The following is an 18,537-nucleotide window of genomic DNA, read 5'->3' on the forward strand; positions in this document are numbered from 1 at the left end:
CAACGAGGGCCTCCCAACCATTGGATCCACCACCCCACCGGACGAATCCGCACCACCCCTGGCGCCGTCCCGGTGAGCCTGCCCGCGACCGGCCGCCCCCCGACCAGCAGCACGCGCAGGGGAGAATCGTTCACCCGTCAAGGGTCCTGAGTCAACCTGGCCCCCTCTCCTGGGGAGCCAGTGACGGATGGGACGTCAGCGTGTCAGACGTCTCCGCCCAGGTAGGCGGCCTTGACCGCCTCGTCGCCGGCCAGCTCCGCGCCGGTCCCCGACCGCACGATCTGGCCGGTCTCCAGGATGTGCGCGGTGTGCGCCCGCTTCAGCGACTGCGCGGCGTTCTGCTCCACCAGCAGCACCGTGGTGCCCTGCTGGTTGATCTCCGTGATGATGTCGAAGATCTGCTGGATCAGCTTCGGCGCCAGCCCCATCGACGGCTCGTCGAGCAGCACCAGCCGCGGCCGGGCCATCAGCGCCCGCCCGATCGCCAGCATCTGCTGCTCGCCGCCGGACATCGTGCCGGCCACCTGCTGGCGCCGCTCCGCGAGCCGCGGGAACAGCGTGAACACCCGCTCGAGGTCCTGCTCGTAGGCGGTGCTCTTCCGGTCGCGCCGGACGTAAGCCCCCATGTCGAGGTTCTCGGTCACAGTCATCCCGGGGAAGATCCCGCGCCCCTCGGGCGACTGGCTGATCCCCATCTCGACCCGCTCGTAGGGCGGGATCGACGTGATGTCGCGCCCCTCGAACTTGACCGTGCCGGCACGCACCTTGCGGAGCCCGGACAGGGTCTTCAGCGTGGTGGTCTTGCCGGCGCCGTTGGCGCCGATCAGCGTGGTGATCGTCCCCTCCGGCACGCCGAAGGAGATGTCGCGGATGGCCTCGATGTGCCCGTAGTTGACGCAGAGACCTTCGACCTCAAGAAGCATCTTCTTCGTCCACTCCCAGGTAGGCCGCGATGACGGCGGGGTTGTCGCGGATCTCGTCGGGCAGCCCTTCGGCGATCTTGCGGCCGAACTCCAGCACCACGATCCGGTCGGTGACGCCCATGACCAGCCGCATGTCGTGCTCGATCAGCAGCACGGTGTAGCCCTGGTCGCGCACCTTGCGGATCAGCTCCATCAGCTGGACCTTCTCGGCCGGGTTGAACCCGGCGGCCGGCTCGTCGAGACAGATCAGCTTGGGGTCGGTGGCCATCGCGCGGGCGATCTCGAGCCGCCGCTGGTCGCCGTAGGACAGGTTGGCGGCCAGCTCGTCGGCGTGCCGGTGGATCCCCATGAATCGGAGCAGCTCCATGGCGCGGTCGTGGCCCTGCTGCTCCTCGACCCGGTGGCGAGGCAGCCGGAACAGCGCGCTCAGCATCCCCGTCTTGTGGTTGGCGTCCGCGCCGACCATGACGTTCTCCAGCGCGGTCATCGACCGGAAGAGCCGGATGTTCTGGAAGGTGCGTGCGATCCCCATCTGGGTGATCTGGAACCGCTTCCGGCCGACGATCGACTCGCCGTTGAACCTGATGTCGCCGCCCGTGGGCCGGTAGACCCCCGTGACCGCGTTGAAGCAGGTGGTCTTGCCGGCACCGTTGGGGCCGATCAGCCCGAGGATCTCGCCCTCGTTGATGTGGAACGACACGTCGTCGAGCGCGCGGAGACCCCCGAACTGCAGCGTCAGGGCGTCGACCTCGAGCACTCGCCTGCCAGGCGCTGACTCAGCCACGGGCCGCCTCCTCCTCCTCGAGCTGGCCCTCTTCGAGGGCCTCGATCTCGTGCTCCAGCTGCTTGGCCCGGACGGTACGCCGCGGCGGCAGCAGCCCCTCGGGGCGGAAGCTCGAGAGCAGCATCAGCGCGAGGCCGAACACCAGCACCCGGAACTCCGAGAACTCCCGGAACCGCTCGGGCAGGTAGGCCACCACGATCGCGCCCACGATCACGCCCCACCGGTTGCCCTGCCCGCCCACGACGACCGCTGCGAGGAACAGGATCGAGAAGAGCAGCAGGAACGACATCGGGTTGATGAAGCTCTGCCGGCTCGCGTACAGCGCCCCGGCGAGACCGCCGATGAAGGCGCCGGTCGAGAACGCCAGCAGCTTGAACCGGAAGGTCGGGACGCCCATCAGCTCGGCGGCGTCCTCGTCCTCGCGGGTCGCCTCCCACGCCCGGCCGACGCGGCTGTCCTTGATCAGCCGGTCGGCGAAGAGCAGGACGATGACGACGGTCAGGCCGAGCCAGTAGTACGGGATCTGGTCGAGGACGCCGAACTCGAGGAACGTCGTCGTGTCGTCGGGGTCGACGAGCGGCACCGCGCCGTCCCAGAACAGGTGCGGGATCTCGAAGAGCTCGATGCTCGGCGGCCGCTGGATCGCCGAGATCCCCTTCGCCGCACCGAGCCACTCGATGTTCACCGCGGTGAGCCGGATGATCTCGCCGAAGCCGAGGGTCACGATCGCGAGGTAGTCGCCCCGGACCCGCAGGGTCGGTGCGCCGAGCAGCACGCCGGAGACCATCGTCACCGCGACGGCGACCGGGATCGCCAGCAGCAAGGGCCAGCTCGCGTGGAACGAGGTCAGGATCGCCGCGGTGTAGGCGCCGATGGCGTAGAAGCCGACGTAGCCGAGGTCGAGGAGTCCGGCGTAGCCGACGACGATGTTCAGCCCCAGCGCCACCATGCAGTAGACCGTGACGGTGAAGAGCACACCGCCGAAGTCGGTGCCCGGGGTGGAGATCAACGGCGGCTCGAGGAGCGGCAGCGCGTAGGCGAGGACGGCCAGCGCCACCCACAGGGCGATCTTGGCGGGCTTCGGCAGCGCGATGATGCGCTGGCGGAACCCGGCCGACGACTTGTTGGTCATGTGCGGGCCTTTCCGAGCGACTCGCCGAGGATGCCGGTGGGGCGGAACAGCAGGATGACCACCAGCAGCACGAACGCGACCACGTGGCGCCACTCGGAGCCGAGGATCGCCGACCCCCAGTTCTCGACGACGCCGAGGACCAGGCCGCCGACGAGCGCACCGCGCAGGTTGCCGATGCCGCCGAGGACCGCGGCGGTGAACGCCTTGACGCCGAGCAGGAAGCCGACGTCGAACTTGGTGACCTCGATCTTGAGCATGTACAGGAACGCCGCCACGCCGGCCATCAGGCCGCCGAGGAGGAAGGTGAGCTGGATGACCCGGGTGGAGTTGACGCCCATCAACGCCGCGGTCTCGGGGTCCTGCGCGGTGGCGCGGATGCCTCGACCGAGCCTCGAACGGCGGACGAACTGGTCGACGGCCACCATCATGACGATCGCGGCGACGATCACGATCACGTCGACCATGCGGACGTCGGCGTCGCCGATGCTGAACAGCACCTTGTTGTCGACGATGTTCGGCATGCTGTTGTTGATGCGGGCGCGACCGACGTAGTCCCGAAGGTCGTCGTCGAGCCCGACCCACCCGGTGACCCGGTCGCGGAGCCCCATCAGCTCGGCGAGCACGAACGAGGCGCCGATCGCCGAGATCAACGCGATCAGCCGCGGGGCGTTGCGCTTGATCAGCGGCCGGTAGGCGACCCGCTCGAGGATCAACGCGATCAGGGCCGACATCGCCATGGCCGACAACAGCGCACCGATCAGGATCGCGAGCGTCTGGAACCCGCCCGGATTGCCGCCCCCGACGGTCGCCATCGTGAACCACAGCGCGGCGAAGGTGCCGTACATGAAGACTTCGGAGTGCGCGAAGTTGATGAGCTGCAGCACGCCGTAGACCATCGTGTAGCCGAGCGCGATCAGCGCGTAGATCGCGCCGAAGGCCAGGCCGGTGACGGTCAGCTCTGGGAAGTTGCTGAAGAAGAAGGAGAAGTTCAGGTCCACCAGGCCTCCTCGGCCCGAGAATCGCATGGTTGCGGCCGGGGAGCACGCTCCCCGGCCGCACTTGTCATGCCGGCCCAGTGGCCGTCACAGCAGTGTCACTCGATCTCTTGGTCGGAGACGATCTCGCCGTTCTTGACGCTGTAGGCGTAGACGTGGACGTCGGACGGCTCACCGGTCTCGTCGAACTTGAGCTGCTTGGTGACGCCCTGCTCGTCGTACTCGTTCACGAACGTGAGCATGTCCTCGCGGTTGTCGATCCCCTCGGCGATGCCGTCGAGGAAGATGTTCGCCGCGTCGTAGGCCTCGGCCGCGTAGGTGCCCGGCGCCTCGCCGAACTCCTCCTCGTACGCCGAGGCGAACTCGGCGACCGCCGGGTCCTCGGCCGGGATGCAGGGGCAGGTGATGATCGTGCCCTCGGCCGCGTCCTTGGCGCCGTCGAGGTAGCCGGGGTCCTTCACGCCGTCGGCGACGACGAACGTGCCCTCGTAACCACGGTCGCGCAGCTGCGAGACGATCAGCGCCGCCTCGGCGTAGTAGCCGCCGAAGAACACCGTGTCGGCGTTGGAGGAGGTCACCGCGGTGACGGTCGCCGAGAAGTCGGTGTCACCGACCTGGATGGTGTCCTCACCCACGACGGTGTCGCCGAGCTCCTCCTTGACGATGTCGGCGAGGCCGGCGCCGTACTCGGAGGCGTCGTCGATCACGAAGACCTGCTTGGCCTGCAGGGTGTCCTGGATGTACTTCGCAGCCGCCGGGCCCTGCGTCGCGTCGTTGCCGAGCGCACGGTGGAAGGTGTCCCAACCGTTGTCGGCCAGCGCCGGGTTGGTCGCCGACGGGCTGATGGTCGGGAGCCCGGCCTCGGCGAAGATCGGGCCCGCGGCGTCGGACTCACCGGAGAAGGCCGGGCCGACGACGCCGATGATCGCCTCGTTGCCCGCGGCCTCGGTGGCCAGCGAGGGCGCCTGGTCCGGGCTGCCCTGCGAGTCGATCAGCTCGTAGCCGACCTCGCACTCGGCGTCCGCGTTGTACTGGTCGATCGCCAGCTGGGCACCCTGGATGATCGGCTGGCCGAGGCCGGCCGCGGGGCCCGTCTGAGGACCGAAGAAGGCCAGGCTGACGTCGCAGGCAGCGTCCCCGCCGCCGCCACCGGCGTTCTCGTCGTCGCCGCCGCCTTCGTCGTCGGTGGTGCCGCAAGCGGCCAGCGTGAGCCCCGCGGCGACGGCCGCGGCGGCGATGCGCCAGCTCCGGGTAGTGCGGATCATGGATCCTCCGTGGTCGGTGGGTGAGGAACTCGGAGCACCCGCAGACCAGCGGGAGCCGTTCGTTGCGCGGGAACCTAGCACCGCGCGGAGGCGCAGAGCGATCACTCGGGGCCGATCGATCGAGCGTGTTGTCAAGTTGTGACCAGACCAGGATCGGGGCCGCGACCAGTGGCCCGGATCACGCGCCGAAGGTCCCTAGGCAGGAGGTCCGGCGTCGGCGACACCGGGGCCGTGGGTGAGCACGCCCTCCGCCACCTCGCGCATCGAGAGCCGCAGGTCCATCGCGGTCTTCTGGATCCAGCGGAAGGCGTCGGGCTCGCTCAGCGACAGCTGCTGCTGGAGGACCCCCTTCGCGCGGTCGACCAGCTTTCGGGTCTCGAGCCGCTCGGTGAGGTCGGCGACCTCCGCCTCCAGCATCTGCAGCTCGGAGAACCGGCTGACCGCCATCTCGACCGCGGGGACCAGGTCCTCCTTGGTGAACGGCTTGACCAGGTAGGCCATCGCACCGGCGTCGCGCGCCCGCTCGACGAGCTCGCGCTGGCTGAACGCCGTCAGGATGACCACCGGCGCGATCCGCCCCGCCGCGATCCGCTCCGCCGCCGCGATGCCGTCGAGCTTCGGCATCTTCACGTCGAGGACCACGAGGTCCGGCCGGTGCTGCTCGGCGAGCTCCACCGCGGCTTCGCCGTCGGCCGCCTGACCCACGACGTCGTACCCCTCCTCGGCGAGCATCTCCGCGAGGTCCATGCGGATCAGCGCCTCGTCCTCGGCGATCACCACCCGACGGGAAGGGTGCGGCTGGCCGACGGATGCAGAGGTCACGTCGGAGAAGCGTAGCCGCGCGGGGTCAGCGCGGCAGGGCCTGCCCCTGCACCGCAGTGACCGTCAGCGTCGGGCGTCGGCGGGCGGCGCGGTCCTCGAGCCGCCCGAGGAACAGCTCGACCTCCTCGCGCTCCACGCGCTGTCCCGAGAGTGCCGTCGCGGCGGTCCGGGCGTTGGCGACGGCACCGTCCTGGCTCACGAGGGCCCACAGCAGCTTCTTCACGATGGCCACACCCTATGTCCTCGGCAGTGGGACCTCAAAGTCAACAAGACCACTGGACCAAAGCCCAGGTCTGCCTCTCGGTGCGACGAACCCGTCGGCTAGCGTTGACCCGCCCGAGCCCCGGTACTCCAACGGCAGAGAGAGTGGTCTCAAACACCATCCAGTGTGGGTTCGAATCCCACCCGGGGCACCCGCGAGAGCCGTTCACACCTTCAGCCCGATGAGCCGGTCGAGCGCCTCGACACCGCGCCGGCGCGAGACCGAGATCGTCTTCCAGTTCGAGGCGCGCCACGGGATCCCCAGCACGTCGAGGGCGAGCGTGCACCACTCCCGGATCTCCTCCGAGTGGTTGACGAACTGCCAGCGCGCGTACTCGTAGATGCGGGTCGTGCCTTCGACATGGTGCGAGGTCCAGTTCGCCACCCGGCACCCGTCGGAGTGGAACAACCCGCGGAGGAAGTCGGCGGGGTGCGACCGCAGCGCCTCGCGCTGCCAGTCGGTGAGTGTCAACGCCCGCTCGTGCTTGCGCCCCGGGCCGTGCTGCGGGAACACGCAGGGCCAGTGGCTCCAGTAACCGACGACGACGATGCAACCCGGCGCTCGCACGTGCCCGACAGGTCCGGCACCACGGACGGCCGCGACGAGCCGCCCGACGTCCTCGACGATCCCGGGGTAGCCGGCGTCGCAGCTCACCCGCAGGGAGTAGGTCGACCGCTGACGAGAGACGTAACCGTCGCCGAGGTAGTAGCCGAGCAGTGCAGCGTAGGCACCGGGCACCGGAAGCGGCTCCCCGGCGCAGACGAAGCACGGTCGCCTGCGGACGGGCTCGATGCCGGAGTCCCTCCACGACCGGAGGGTCGACCTGGCGATCCCGAGCTCCGCGGCGACCGACGACAGGGAGCGGCCGTCGGCAAGCATCTTCATCGCCGCCTCCCGGACCGCTCTCCCGTGCACGGAGCGATCCTGTGCCCCACCACCGACAACGCGTGGCCGAGCGACCGAAGCGCTAGCGGCGGCGGTACGCCGGGGCGACCTCGTTGATCGCGTCGCCCATCCGGTGGATCCGCAGCGCGTTGGTCGAGCCGGCGATGCCGGGCGGGCTCCCGGCGATGATCACGACGAGGTCACCCTCCTTGACCCGGCCGATCCGGAGCAGCGCCTCGTCGACCTGCCGGACCATCTCGTCGGTGTGCTCGACGTACGCCCCGATGAAGGTCTCGACGCCCCACGACAGCGAGAGCTGCGACCGCACCAACGGCACGGGGGTGAAGGCGAGCATCGGGATGTGGCTGCGGTGGCGTGCCAACCGGCGCGCAGAGTCGCCGGAGGTGGTGAACGCGACGAGGTAGAGCGCACCGACCCGCTCGGCGACCTCGACGGCCGCCTTGGCGATGACGCCGCCACGGGTGCGGGGGTTCCACTCGATGGAGGACATCCGGGCGAGGCCGTGGTCCTCGGTGGACTCGATGATGCGGGCCATCGTGGCGACGGCCTCGATGGGGTACTCCCCCACGCTGGTCTCGCCGGAGAGCATCACGGCGTCGGCGCCGTCGAGCACCGCGTTGGCCACGTCGGAGGCCTCGGCCCGGGTGGGCCGGGGGGCGCTGATCATCGACTCGAGCATCTGGGTGGCGACGATGGCCGGCTTCGCGATGCGACGGGCGGCCTCGATCACCCGCTTCTGGAGGAACGGGACGTCCTCGAGCGGGCACTCGACCCCGAGGTCGCCGCGGGCCACCATCACGCCGTCGAACGCGTCGACGATCTCGTCGATGTTGTCGATCGCCTGCGGCTTCTCGATCTTGGCGATCACCGGGAGGAGGACCCCCTCCTCCTCCATGATCGCGCGGACGTCCTCGACGTCCTTCGCCGAGCGCACGAACGACAGGGCGACCATGTCGACGGTGAGGTGGAGGGCCCAGCGGAGGTCCTCCTTGTCCTTCTCCGACAGGGCCGGGACCGAGACCGCGACGCCCGGGAGGTTGATCCCCTTGTTGTCGCTGACGCGGCCGCCGACGACGACCCGGGTCCGGACGTCGTCGCCCTCGACCGCCACGACCTCGAGCCGGACGCGTCCGTCGTCGACCAGGACCTGGTCGCCCGGTGCGACGTCGCCCGGCAGCCCGGCGTACGTCGTCGACGCGACGTGCGCGTCCCCCGGCACGTCGCGGGTGGTGATCGTGAACTCCGCGCCCTCCTCCAGCAGCACGGGGCCGCCGGCGAACCGACCGAGGCGGATCTTCGGCCCCTGGAGGTCGACGAAGACGCCGACGCCGTGGCCGGTGGCGTCGGAGGCCTGGCGCACCATCCGGTAGACCCGCTCGTGGTCCGCGTGGCTCCCGTGGCTCAGGTTGAGCCGGGCGACGTCCATCCCGGCCTCGACGAGCCCGCGCACCTTCTCAGGCGTCGACACTGCCGGACCGAGGGTGCACACGATCTTGGCTCTCCGCACGGATCGACCCTACCGACCCTCTCTTGATCGTTCCAACGATCCGCCGGACGGAGGGCCCTAAGTCTCTGCGAACGGGAAGGAAGCGGACGTAGCCTGTGTGGGCCCTCGGGACCTTGGGGGACGGGACGAGGCTTGGAGCAGCAGTGGTGAGGGGTGGACGGCGCACTCGGGCGCGCCGGTCCGGTGACCGGCTGGTGACAGCGGCCCTGGTGGCGCTGCTGTCGTGCCTGGCGGCGACGTTCGTGGTGGCTCCCCCGGTCTCGGTCGCCGGCGCGCCGCTCACCCCCGACCCGACCCCGGCCGTCGACGGCGTCGTCACGGCGCTCGCCGCGGCGGGTGACCGCGTCGTGCTGGCCGGCGACTTCGGCGAGGTCGGTGGCGAGCAGCGGAGCAACGTGGCCGCGCTGACCGCCGACGGCGGGCTCGACCCCCGGTTCGCCCCCGAGGTCGACGGGCCGGTCGCCGCGGTCGCTGCCTCCCCGGACGGCGGCACGGTCTTCCTGGCCGGCTCCTTCGACGAGGTCGACGGCGTCGCCCGCGACGGGCTGGCGGCGGTCGACGCGACCACCGGCAGGCTCCTCCGCCGCTGGCACCCGGACCCCCACGCCGGGGTCGCGGCGCTGGCCGTCCACGGCGGCCGGCTGCTCCTCGGCGGCGAGGACGGCGTGCGGTCGGTCCGGCTCGACGACGGCACGGCGGCCGGGTTCCGGCTCAGCACCGACGGCCCCGTCCGCGCCCTCGTCACGCACGGTCGCCGCGTGCACCTGGGCGGCGACTTCACCACGGTCGAGGACCTGCCGCGCGCTGGGCTCGCCACGGCGCTCACCGGCGGCACCCTGACCTCCTTCTCGCCCGCGGAGCTCGGCGACCCGGTCCGTGCGCTCGCGGTCAGCGGCGAGCGGCTCTTCACCGCCGCCGGCGACCAGGTGGCCGCCTACCTGCCCGGGCGCTCCGACCTGCCCACGTGGACGAGCCGCCAGCCGGGTCCGGTCCGCGCCCTGGCCGCGGGCACCCACACCGTCTTCGTCGGCGGCGCGACACTCACCGGGCTCGGGCTGCCGGACGGCAGCGCCTCGACGTGGAAGCTCCCGGTGACCGGCGGCGACGGCCCGGCCGCCGCGCTGCTCACCGCGCAGGGGCTGGTCGTCGGCGGCGGGTTCGACGCGGTGGGCGGCCACGCCCGCACGAACCTGGTCCGCGTCCCCACCGGCCGCCCCGACGCGGTCGTGTGGGCAGGCCAGGACCTGCGGCTGCGCGACGACGCGCCGGTCACCCTCGCCGGGACCGTGCGGCTGCCGGCCGCGACCGACCCGGTCGAGGTCACGTGGCGGCAGACCGCGGGCGCCGCCGTCGCGCTCACCCCGGTGGGCCCGGCCGTCGCGACCTTCACGCCGAACCCCGGCCGCGACACCCTTGCCTTCGAGCTGGTCGCCACCGACGCCCGCGGCAACCGCTGGCGGGACGCGGTGACCGTCGACATCGTGGCCACGCCGACCGTCGCCGTCATCGGCGACTCCTTGACGGCCCGGGTCGACGCCCGTCGTGACCCCCCGACCCGGGAGAGCACGACCCGCGCGCTCCTGGTCGACGCCGGCTGGGACCCGGGATCGATCTTCTGGTGGGCCCGCGGCGGCAAGACGCTGACCACCCCCGACCGTGCGGGGCGCACGACGTTCGGCGACGTCCGCGCGGCGACCGCCGCGCTCGGCGGCCCCGTCGACCTGGTGTACGTCGGGCTCGGCACCAACGACTCCTCCACGACCGCCGAGGAGTTCGGACGGCGGCTGGCCCCGGTCCTCGACGCGCTCGACGCCTCCGGCGCGGGCCACGTCGTCTGGATGGGGCTGGGGTTCCGCGACCTCGACGACCCGCGGGCACAGCGGCTGACCCCGGTGCTCGAGGAGCAGGTCGCCGCGCGCGGGTGGACGCTGGTGGACTTCGCCGCCCAGATGCACGCCGAGGACGTCTTCGACCCGCAGGACTGGCTCTTCGCCGACCAGCCGGCGGACCGGGTGCACCTCACCGCGCAGGGCTACGCGAAGCGCGACGCCCTGATGGTCGAGGCGCTGGTGGCGGCCCGGGACCGCTGATCCCGGACCGCCCGGTCGGACGGGAGGGTCAGACCGCCAGCGGGCGCTCGGTCGGCGGGATCGGCGAGGGCAGCGTCGTACCTCCGGTGAGGAACCGGTCGACCGCGGCCGCGGCGGCGCGGCCCTCGGAGATCGCCCACACGATGAGCGACTGGCCGCGCCCGGCGTCGCCGGCCACGAACACGCCCGGGACCGAGGACTGGTAGTCCGAGCCCCGCGCGACGTTGCCGCGCTCGTCGAGGTCGACCTCGAGCTGCTCGAGCAGCCCCTCCTGCTCCGGACCGAGGAACCCCATCGCGAGGAGCACCAGGTCGGCAGGGATCTCCCGTTCGGTGCCAGCGACCTCCTGGAACTTCGCGTCGACCTCGACCAGGCGCAGCGCACGCACCCGGCCCTGCTCGTCGCCGACGAACTCCTTGGTGGAGACCGAGTAGACCCGGTCGCCGCCCTCCTCGTGGGCCGAGGAGACCCGGAAGAGCATCGGGTACGTCGGCCACGGCTGCGTCGGCGGGCGGTCCTCGCCCGGCATCGGCATGATCTCCAGCTGGGTCACCGACTTCGCGCCCTGGCGGTGCGACGTACCGAGGCAGTCCGCGCCGGTGTCGCCGCCGCCGATGATCACGACGTGCTTGTCCTCGGCGGTGAGCTGGTCGGGGACCTCCTCGCCGAGCGCGACCCGGTTCGCCTGCGGCAGGAACTCCATCGCCTGGTGGATCCCGTCGAGCTCGCGGCCGGGCACCTGGAGGTCCCGCGGCCGGGTCGACCCGATGGCGAGGACGACGGCGTCGAAGCGCTGCACGAGCTGCTCTCCCGTCACGTCCTTGCCGACGGCGACGCCGCTGCGGAAGACCGTGCCCTCGCGCTCCATCTGGCGCAGCCGCCGGTCGAGGTACTGCTTCTCCATCTTGAACTCGGGGATGCCGTAGCGGAGCAGCCCGCCCGGCTTGTCGGCCCGCTCGTAGACCGCGACCGTGTGGCCCTGGCGGGTCAGCTGCTGGGCGGCCGCCAGCCCGGCGGGGCCGGAGCCGACGACCGCGACGCGCTTGCCGGTCAGCCACTCGGGCGGCTGGGGCCGGACGAGCCCGCGGTCCCACGCCTGGTCGGCGATGGTGACCTCGACGTTCTTGATGGTCACCGCGGGCTGGTTGATCCCGAGCACGCACGCGGTCTCGCACGGCGCCGGGCAGAGCCGTCCGGTGAACTCCGGGAAGTTGTTGGTCGCGTGGAGCCGCTCGCTGGCGTCCTCCCAGTCGTCGCGCCAGACCAGGTCGTTCCACTCGGGGATGAGGTTCCCGAGCGGGCAGCCCTGGTGGCAGAACGGGATGCCGCAGTCCATGCAGCGCCCGGCCTGCGTGTTGATGATCGGCAGCAGCGCCCGACCCATCCCGCCGGGGTAGACCTCGTTCCAGTCCCGGACCCGCTCCTCGACGGGACGCCGCTCCGCGACCTCGCGGTCGTGCTTCAGGAATCCGCGTGGGTCAGCCATGCAGCACCTCCATGATCCTGGCCGCAGCCGCGTCGTCGTCCAGTCCGTCCTCGATCGCCTCGGCGCGTGCCTCGAGGACCCTCTTGTAGTCGCTCGGCATCACCTCGGTGAACCGGGCGAGCGCCGCCGGCCAGTCGGCCAGCAGCTCCTCGGCGACCGTCGACCCGGTCTCCTCGTGGTGGCGGCGGACCAGCTGGTGCAGCTCCTCCGCGGCCTCCCCCGCGACGGCACCGAGCTCGACGAGCTCGGGGTTGACCCGCCCCTCGTCGAGGTCGAGCACGAACGCGTAGCCGCCGGACATCCCGGCGGCGAAGTTCCGCCCGGTCGGGCCGAGCACGACGACGCGGCCGCCGGTCATGTACTCGCAGCCGTGGTCGCCGACCCCTTCGACGACCGCGGTCGCCCCGGAGTTGCGCACGCAGAACCGCTCGCCGACCTGTCCGCGGACGAAGATCTCGCCGCCGGTCGCGCCGTAGCCGATCACGTTGCCGGCGATGATCTGCTGCGAGGCGTCGAACGTCGCCGCCTGGTCCGGGCGTACGACGATCCGGCCGCCCGACAGCCCCTTGCCGACGTAGTCGTTGGCGTCGCCCTCGAGCCGCAGCGTGATGCCCGGCGGCACGAACGCACCGAACGACTGGCCGGCCGACCCGGTGAACGTGAGGTCGATCGTGCCGTCCGGGAGCCCCGCGCCGCGGTAGCGCTTGGTCACCTCGTGGCCGAGCATCGTGCCGACCGTCCGGTTGACGTTGCGGATCGGGAGCCGTGCCCGCACCGGCTCGCCCCGCTCGAGGGCGTCGGCGGCGAGCGCGATCAGCTCGTTGTCCAGGGCCTTGTCGAGCCCGTGGTCCTGGGTGGTGGTGTTGCGCCGCGGCGAGTCCGCCGCGAGCTCGGGCACGTGGAGGATCGGCGTCAGGTCGAGCCCCGAGGCCTTCCAGTGGTCGATCGCCGCGGTCGCGTCGAGTGCCTCGACGTGGCCGATCGCCTCGTCCAGCGAGCGGAAGCCGAGCTGCGCGAGGAGCTCCCGCACCTCCTCGGCGACGTACTCGAAGAAGTTGACGACGAACTCGGGCTTGCCGGTGAACCGCTCGCGGAGCACCGGGTTCTGCGTCGCCACTCCGACGGGGCAGGTGTCGAGGTGGCAGACCCGCATCATGATGCACCCCGACACCACGAGCGGCGCGGTGGCGAAGCCGAACTCCTCGGCGCCGAGCAGCGCGGCGATCACGACGTCGCGGCCGGTCTTCAGCTGGCCGTCGGTCTGCACCACGATCCGGTCGCGCAGCCCGTTGACGAGCAGCGTCTGCTGGGTCTCGGCGAGCCCGAGCTCCCAGGGGCCGCCGGCGTGCTTGAGCGACGTCAGCGGCGAGGCGCCGGTGCCTCCGTCGTGGCCGGAGATCAGCACGACGTCGGCGTGCGCCTTCGAGACGCCGGCGGCGACCGTGCCGACGCCGACCTCCGCGACCAGCTTCACGTGGATGCGGGCCGAGGGGTTGGCGTTCTTCAGGTCGTGGATCAGCTGCGCGAGGTCCTCGATGGAGTAGATGTCGTGGTGCGGCGGGGGCGAGATCAACCCCACCCCCGGCGTGCTGTGCCGGGTCTTCGCCACCCACGGGTACACCTTGTGGCCGGGCAGCTGCCCGCCCTCACCGGGCTTCGCGCCCTGCGCCATCTTGATCTGGATGTCGTCGGAGTTGGTGAGGTACTCCGCCGTCACGCCGAACCGGCCGGAGGCGACCTGCTTGATGGCGCTGCGCCGCTCCGGGTCGTGGAGCCGGTCGGGGTCCTCCCCGCCCTCACCGGTGTTGGACTTGCCGCCCAGCCGGTTCATCGCGATCGCCAGCGTCTCGTGCGCCTCCTGGCTGATCGAGCCGTAGGACATCGCGCCGGTCTGGAACCGCTTCACGATCTCGGAGACCGGCTCGACCTCCTCGATCGGCACCGGCGTGCGGCCGAGCGCCGCCGCGTCCTTGAACTTCAGCAGCCCGCGGAGCGTCATCAGCCGCTCGGACTGCTCGTCGACCCGCTTCGTGTACTGCTTGAACACGTCGTAGCGTCCGGTGCGGGTCGAGTGCTGGAGCTTGAAGACCGTCTCCGGGTCGAACAGGTGCGGCTCGCCCTCGCGGCGCCACTGGTACTCACCGCCGACCTCGAGCCGGCGGTGCGCCGGCGGGAGCCCGTCGACCGGGTAGGCCTTGGCGTGCCGGCGGGCGACCTCCTCGGCGACGGTGTCGATCGTGATCCCGCCGAGCTTGCTCGTCGTGCCGGTGAAGTACTTCTCGACCAGGGCGTCGGAGAGCCCGACGGCCTCGAAGATCTGGGCTCCGGTGTACGACGCGACGGTCGAGACGCCCATCTTGGACATCACCTTGAGGACGCCCTTGCCGAGCGCCTTGACGAGGTTCCTGACCGCGAGCTCGGGGTCGACGTCGACGAAGTACCCCTCGCGGGCAAGGTCCTCCACCGACTCCATGGCGAGGTAGGGGTTCACGGCGGCGGCGCCGTACCCGACGAGCAGCGCGACGTGGTGCACCTCGCGCACGTCGCCGGCCTCGACGACGAGCCCGACCTGGCTGCGGGTCCGCTCGCGCACGAGGTGGTGGTGGACCGCGGCGGTCATCAGCAGCGACGGGATCGGCGCGAGCTCGGCGTTCGAGTGCCGGTCGGAGAGCACGATGATCCGGGCGCCGTCGCGGATCGACGCGGAGACCTCCGCGCAGATCTCGTCGATCCGCGCGGCGAGCGCGTCGCCGCCGCCGGTGACCTCGTAGAGCCCCCGGGCCACGTGGGTGACGAACCCCGGCATGTCGCCGTCCTTGTTGAGGTGGCGCAGCTTGGCGAGCTCGTCGTTGGTGATCACCGGGAAGTTGAGCACGACGCGGCGGCACGAGGCGGCCGCCGGCTCGAGGAGGTTGCCCTCCGGGCCGATGGTGCCCTGCAGCGAGGTGACGAGCTCCTCGCGGATCGCGTCGAGCGGCGGGTTGGTCACCTGGGCGAACAGCTGGCTGAAGTAGTCGAACAGCAGCCGGGGGCGGCTCGAGAGGGCCGCGATCGGGGTGTCGGTGCCCATCGAGCCGATCGGCTCGTAGCCGGTGCGCGCCATCGGGCTGAGGAGGATCCGCTTCTCCTCCTCGGTGTAGCCGAAGACCTGCTGGCGGCGGGTGACCGAGGCGTGGGTGTGGACGATGTGCTCGCGGTCGGCGATCTCCTCGAGCCGGATCAGCCCGGCGTGGAGCCACTCGTCGTAGGGGTGCTGCTCGGCGAGCTCGCCCTTGATCTCCTCGTCCTCGATGATGCGGTGCTCGTCGGTGTCGACGAGGAACATCCGGCCCGGCTGCAGCCGGCCCTTGCGGACCACGGTCGCCGGGTCGATGTCGAGCACGCCGACCTCGGAGGCCAGCACGACGAGCCCGTCGTCGGTGACCCAGTAGCGGCTGGGCCGGAGACCGTTGCGGTCGAGCACGGCGCCGACCTGCGTGCCGTCGGTGAAGACCACGCACGCCGGGCCGTCCCACGGCTCCATCACGGTGGAGTGGAACTCGTAGAAGGCGCGCCGCTTGGCGTCCATCTCGGCGTGGTTCTCCCACGCCTCCGGGATCATCATCAGCACCGCGTGCGGCAGCGAGCGGCCGCCCATGTGCAGCAGCTCGAGGACCTCGTCGAAGGTCGCCGAGTCGCTGGCGCCCGGCGTGCAGATCGGGAAGAGCCGCTCCATGTCGCCGGGGATCACGTCGCTGGACAGCACCGCCTCGCGGGCGCGCATCCAGTTCCGGTTGCCCATCACGGTGTTGATCTCGCCGTTGTGGGCGATGAAGCGGAACGGGTGGGCCAACGGCCAGCTCGGGAAGGTGTTGGTGGAGAACCGCGAGTGCACCACGCCGACCGCGGACTCGACCCGCTCGTCGGTGAGCTCGGGGAAGAACCGGTCGAGCTGGTCGGTGGTCAGCATCCCCTTGTAGACGAGCGTCCGCGAGGACAGCGAGGGGAAGTAGACGTCGGTCTCGTGCTCGGCCCGCTTGCGGAGGCAGAACGCCCGCCGCTCGAGCGCCATCCCGAGCTCGCCGGGGCAGCTGAGGAAGAGCTGCGAGAAGGTCGGCATCACGGCCCGGGCGCGGCTGCCGAGGAGCTCCGGCGTGACGGGCACGTCGCGCCACCCCAGGACCGTCAGCCCCTCCTCGGTCGCGAGCTCCTCGATCCGGGCCCGGGTCTTGGCGACCTCCTCCTCGTCGCCGGGGAGGAACGCGGTGCCCACGGCGTAGCGCCCCTTGCCGGGCAGCTCGAAGTCGACGACCTCGCGGAGGAACCGGTCCGGCACCTGGATCAGGATCCCGGCGCCGTCACCGGTCTCCGCCTCGGCGCCGACGGCGCCGCGGTGCTCGAGGTTGCGCAGCGCCTGGACCGCCTTCGCCACGATGTCGTGGCTCGGCACCCCGGTGAGGGTGGCGACGAAGGCGACGCCGCAGGCGTCGTGCTCGTGGGAAGGGTCGTAGAGCCCCTGGGGCGACGGGAGTGCGTGCCCGACCTGCTGCATGGCGAGCCCTTTCGTCGTAGGCATCCGGACGGGCGGTGACGGTCCCGGACGGGACACGGCACGAGAGCCGGCTGGTGCAGATGCCGTGGATGGCAGCGCGGGACGACGTTGGCCCAAGCAGAATTCGGATCGTACCTCAGCCCCGGGCGAGGGTCAGCCCGGCAGATGTCACCCGAGACCGGCCCCTCCGACGAGCGAGCCGACCAGGTAGGTCACCCCGGCGGCCCCGCCCCCGAGGAGGACCATCCGGAGCCCGCCGTACCACCACGGACGGATGGTGACCCTCGTCACGGCCGCACCGCAGCAGAAGAGCGCCAGGAGGGTGAGCAGCACCCCGGGCAGCAGCGCGCCCGCACCGAACAGGTACGGCAGCAGCGGCACGAGCGCCCCGAACGCGAAGGCCGCGAACGACGAGACCGCGGCCAGCATCGGCGAGGCCAGGTCGTCGGGGTCGACCCCCAGCTCCTCCTGGGCGTGCACGTGGACGGCGGTGTCCACGTCCCGGTGGATCTGCCGGGCGACCTGCAGGGCCAGGGCGGGTTCCACCCCCTTCTCGACGTACGTCGCGGCCAGCTCGGCGGTCTCGCCCTCGACGTTGGCGGTGATCTCCCGGCGCTCCTTGGCGATCTCCTTCAGCGCGGCCTCGGCCTGGGAGGCGACGGAGTTGTACTCCCCCACCGCCATCGAGAACGCCCCGGCGGACAGCCCAGCGAGCCCCGCCAGCAGGACCGCCGTCGAGTCGCTCGAGCCCGCCGTGCCGCCCGCGACACCGGCGACCAGCGCGACGTTGGAGACCAGCCCGTCCATCGCCCCGAACAGTGCCGGCCGGAGCCAGCCACCGGTCACGTCGGCGTGCTCGTGACCGATCTCGGGAGTGACGACAGGAGTGCTCACACCTCAACGGTAGAGCGGCTCCCGCCACATTTCACCGAAGGTGAGCCTCGCCTGCCTCGTCCTCCTCGGGCTCGACCGAGCCTTCCGTCAGCACGCTCTCCTCCCGCCCCGGGCGCCGCTTCGCGGACCACAGGAAGTACGCCGCCGCGAGCAGGAACAGCACGATCGAGGTCCACACGTTGAGCCGGAGCCCGAAGACGTCGTCGCCCTGGACGGGGTCGATGCGGAGGTACTCGATCCATCCGCGGCCGGCGCAGTAGCCGGCGACGTACAACGCGAAGACCCGGCCGTGGCCGAGCCGGAACCGGCGGTCGGCCCAGACGATGAGCACCGCGACCGCGAGGTTCCACAGGCACTCGTAGAGGAACGTGGGGTGGAACGTCGTGAACTGCTCGTAGCCGGAGGGCCGGTTCTCGACGTCGGGGATCTCCAGCGCCCACGCCACGTCGGTCGGCTTGCCGAACAGCTCCTGGTTGAACCAGTTGCCCCACCGGCCGATCGCCTGCGCGACGAGGATCCCGGGGGCGAGGGCGTCGGCCATCGGCAGGAACTTGATCCCGGCCCGGCGGCCACCGATCCAGGCACCGAGCGCGCCCAGGGCGATCGCGCCCCAGATGCCGAGCCCGCCCTGCCAGATGTACAGCGCGGTGATCGGCTCCTTGCCCTCGCCGAAGTAGTTCCCGTAGTCGGTGATCACGTGGTAGAGCCGGCCCCCGACGATGCCGAAGGGCACCGCCCAGATCGCCACGTCGCCGATCTGGCCGGGCTTGCCGCCCCGGGCGACCCAGCGTCGCTCGCCGATCCAGACCGCGGCGACGATGCCGGCGATGATGCACAGGGCGTACGCGCGGACCGGGAACGGGCCCAGGTGCCACACGCCCTCCGACGGGCTCGGGATGGTCAGCGCGACCTGCTGGAGCTGCTGGAGCTGCTGGAGCAC

At 71.4% G+C, this 18,537-nt stretch carries 14 protein-coding genes and 1 tRNA gene; 2 read left to right on the plus strand and 13 right to left on the minus strand.

Features of this window, described 5'->3' with window-relative positions:
• Positions 1-203 precede the first annotated feature (203 nt).
• The 7 genes from FIP57_RS15160 to FIP57_RS15190 all read right to left on the minus strand — a co-directional run bounded on the left by FIP57_RS15160 (position 204) and on the right by FIP57_RS15190 (position 6,153).
• Positions 204-923, minus strand: coding sequence for an ABC transporter ATP-binding protein (locus FIP57_RS15160; RefSeq protein ID WP_148574379.1), 720 nt, complete (start codon positions 921-923; stop codon positions 204-206).
• On the minus strand, positions 913-1,707 hold the full coding sequence (locus FIP57_RS15165) for an ABC transporter ATP-binding protein (protein WP_203231287.1): 795 nt from the start codon (positions 1,705-1,707) through the stop codon (positions 913-915). Before FIP57_RS15165 ends, FIP57_RS15160 begins: the two co-directional genes overlap by 11 nt.
• Positions 1,700-2,839 carry a branched-chain amino acid ABC transporter permease gene (locus FIP57_RS15170; protein WP_148574380.1) on the minus strand — a complete coding sequence of 380 codons (1,140 nt, stop codon included), beginning with the start codon at positions 2,837-2,839 and terminating at the stop codon, positions 1,700-1,702. The genes FIP57_RS15165 and FIP57_RS15170 overlap by 8 nt, the downstream gene beginning before the upstream one ends.
• Positions 2,836-3,837 carry a branched-chain amino acid ABC transporter permease gene (locus tag FIP57_RS15175; protein ID WP_238993499.1) on the minus strand — a complete coding sequence of 334 codons (1,002 nt, stop codon included), beginning with the start codon at positions 3,835-3,837 and terminating at the stop codon, positions 2,836-2,838. Before FIP57_RS15175 ends, FIP57_RS15170 begins: the two co-directional genes overlap by 4 nt.
• Positions 3,838-3,932: 95 nt before the next feature.
• Positions 3,933-5,099: a branched-chain amino acid ABC transporter substrate-binding protein gene (locus tag FIP57_RS15180; protein WP_148574382.1), complete on the minus strand. Its 1,167-nt coding sequence runs from the start codon at positions 5,097-5,099 to the stop codon at positions 3,933-3,935.
• Between the two features lie 195 nt (positions 5,100-5,294).
• Complete coding sequence (locus FIP57_RS15185) at positions 5,295-5,921, minus strand: ANTAR domain-containing response regulator (protein WP_203231288.1); 627 nt, start codon at positions 5,919-5,921, stop codon at positions 5,295-5,297.
• Positions 5,922-5,946: 25 nt separating this feature from the next.
• Entirely contained in the window at positions 5,947-6,153 is a 207-nt protein-coding gene (locus tag FIP57_RS15190) for a hypothetical protein (RefSeq protein ID WP_148574383.1), read from the minus strand.
• Positions 6,154-6,261: 108 nt separating this feature from the next.
• Here FIP57_RS15190 and FIP57_RS15195 point away from each other — a divergent pair.
• Positions 6,262-6,334: transfer RNA gene (locus FIP57_RS15195), tRNA-Leu, on the plus strand.
• A gap of 14 nt (positions 6,335-6,348) precedes the next feature.
• Here the strand turns inward: FIP57_RS15195 and FIP57_RS15200 are convergent.
• Both FIP57_RS15200 and pyk read right to left on the minus strand, forming a co-directional pair.
• On the minus strand, positions 6,349-7,098 hold the full coding sequence (locus FIP57_RS15200) for a helix-turn-helix domain-containing protein (protein WP_148574384.1): 750 nt from the start codon (positions 7,096-7,098) through the stop codon (positions 6,349-6,351).
• Positions 7,099-7,150: 52 nt separating this feature from the next.
• A complete protein-coding gene (gene pyk, locus FIP57_RS15205) occupies positions 7,151-8,596 on the minus strand; it encodes a pyruvate kinase (RefSeq protein ID WP_148574385.1) in 1,446 nt (481 codons plus the stop codon).
• 194 nt (positions 8,597-8,790) lie between these two features.
• Here pyk and FIP57_RS15210 point away from each other — a divergent pair, with 194 nt between their 5' ends.
• On the plus strand, positions 8,791-10,686 hold the full coding sequence (locus FIP57_RS15210) for an SGNH/GDSL hydrolase family protein (RefSeq protein WP_148574386.1): 1,896 nt from the start codon (positions 8,791-8,793) through the stop codon (positions 10,684-10,686).
• Positions 10,687-10,714: 28 nt separating this feature from the next.
• Here the strand turns inward: FIP57_RS15210 and FIP57_RS15215 are convergent, their stop codons facing one another.
• The 4 genes from FIP57_RS15215 to lgt form a co-directional block, all read right to left on the minus strand.
• Positions 10,715-12,172, minus strand: coding sequence for a glutamate synthase subunit beta (locus FIP57_RS15215; RefSeq protein WP_148574387.1), 1,458 nt, complete (start codon positions 12,170-12,172; stop codon positions 10,715-10,717).
• Positions 12,165-16,703: a glutamate synthase large subunit gene (gene gltB, locus FIP57_RS15220; RefSeq protein WP_148574388.1), complete on the minus strand. Its 4,539-nt coding sequence runs from the start codon at positions 16,701-16,703 to the stop codon at positions 12,165-12,167. Before gltB ends, FIP57_RS15215 begins: the two co-directional genes overlap by 8 nt.
• A gap of 168 nt (positions 16,704-16,871) precedes the next feature.
• The gene (locus tag FIP57_RS15225; RefSeq protein ID WP_238993500.1) at positions 16,872-17,597 is read right to left on the minus strand and encodes a VIT1/CCC1 transporter family protein; all 726 of its coding nucleotides are present in this window, start codon (positions 17,595-17,597) and stop codon (positions 16,872-16,874) included.
• Between the two features lie 31 nt (positions 17,598-17,628).
• Complete coding sequence (gene lgt, locus FIP57_RS15230) at positions 17,629-18,537, minus strand: prolipoprotein diacylglyceryl transferase (protein WP_148574389.1); 909 nt, start codon at positions 18,535-18,537, stop codon at positions 17,629-17,631.

It is taken from the genome of Nocardioides caldifontis (assembly GCF_008087345.1).
GTDB classification, from domain to species: domain Bacteria; phylum Actinomycetota; class Actinomycetes; order Propionibacteriales; family Nocardioidaceae; genus Marmoricola_A; species Marmoricola_A caldifontis.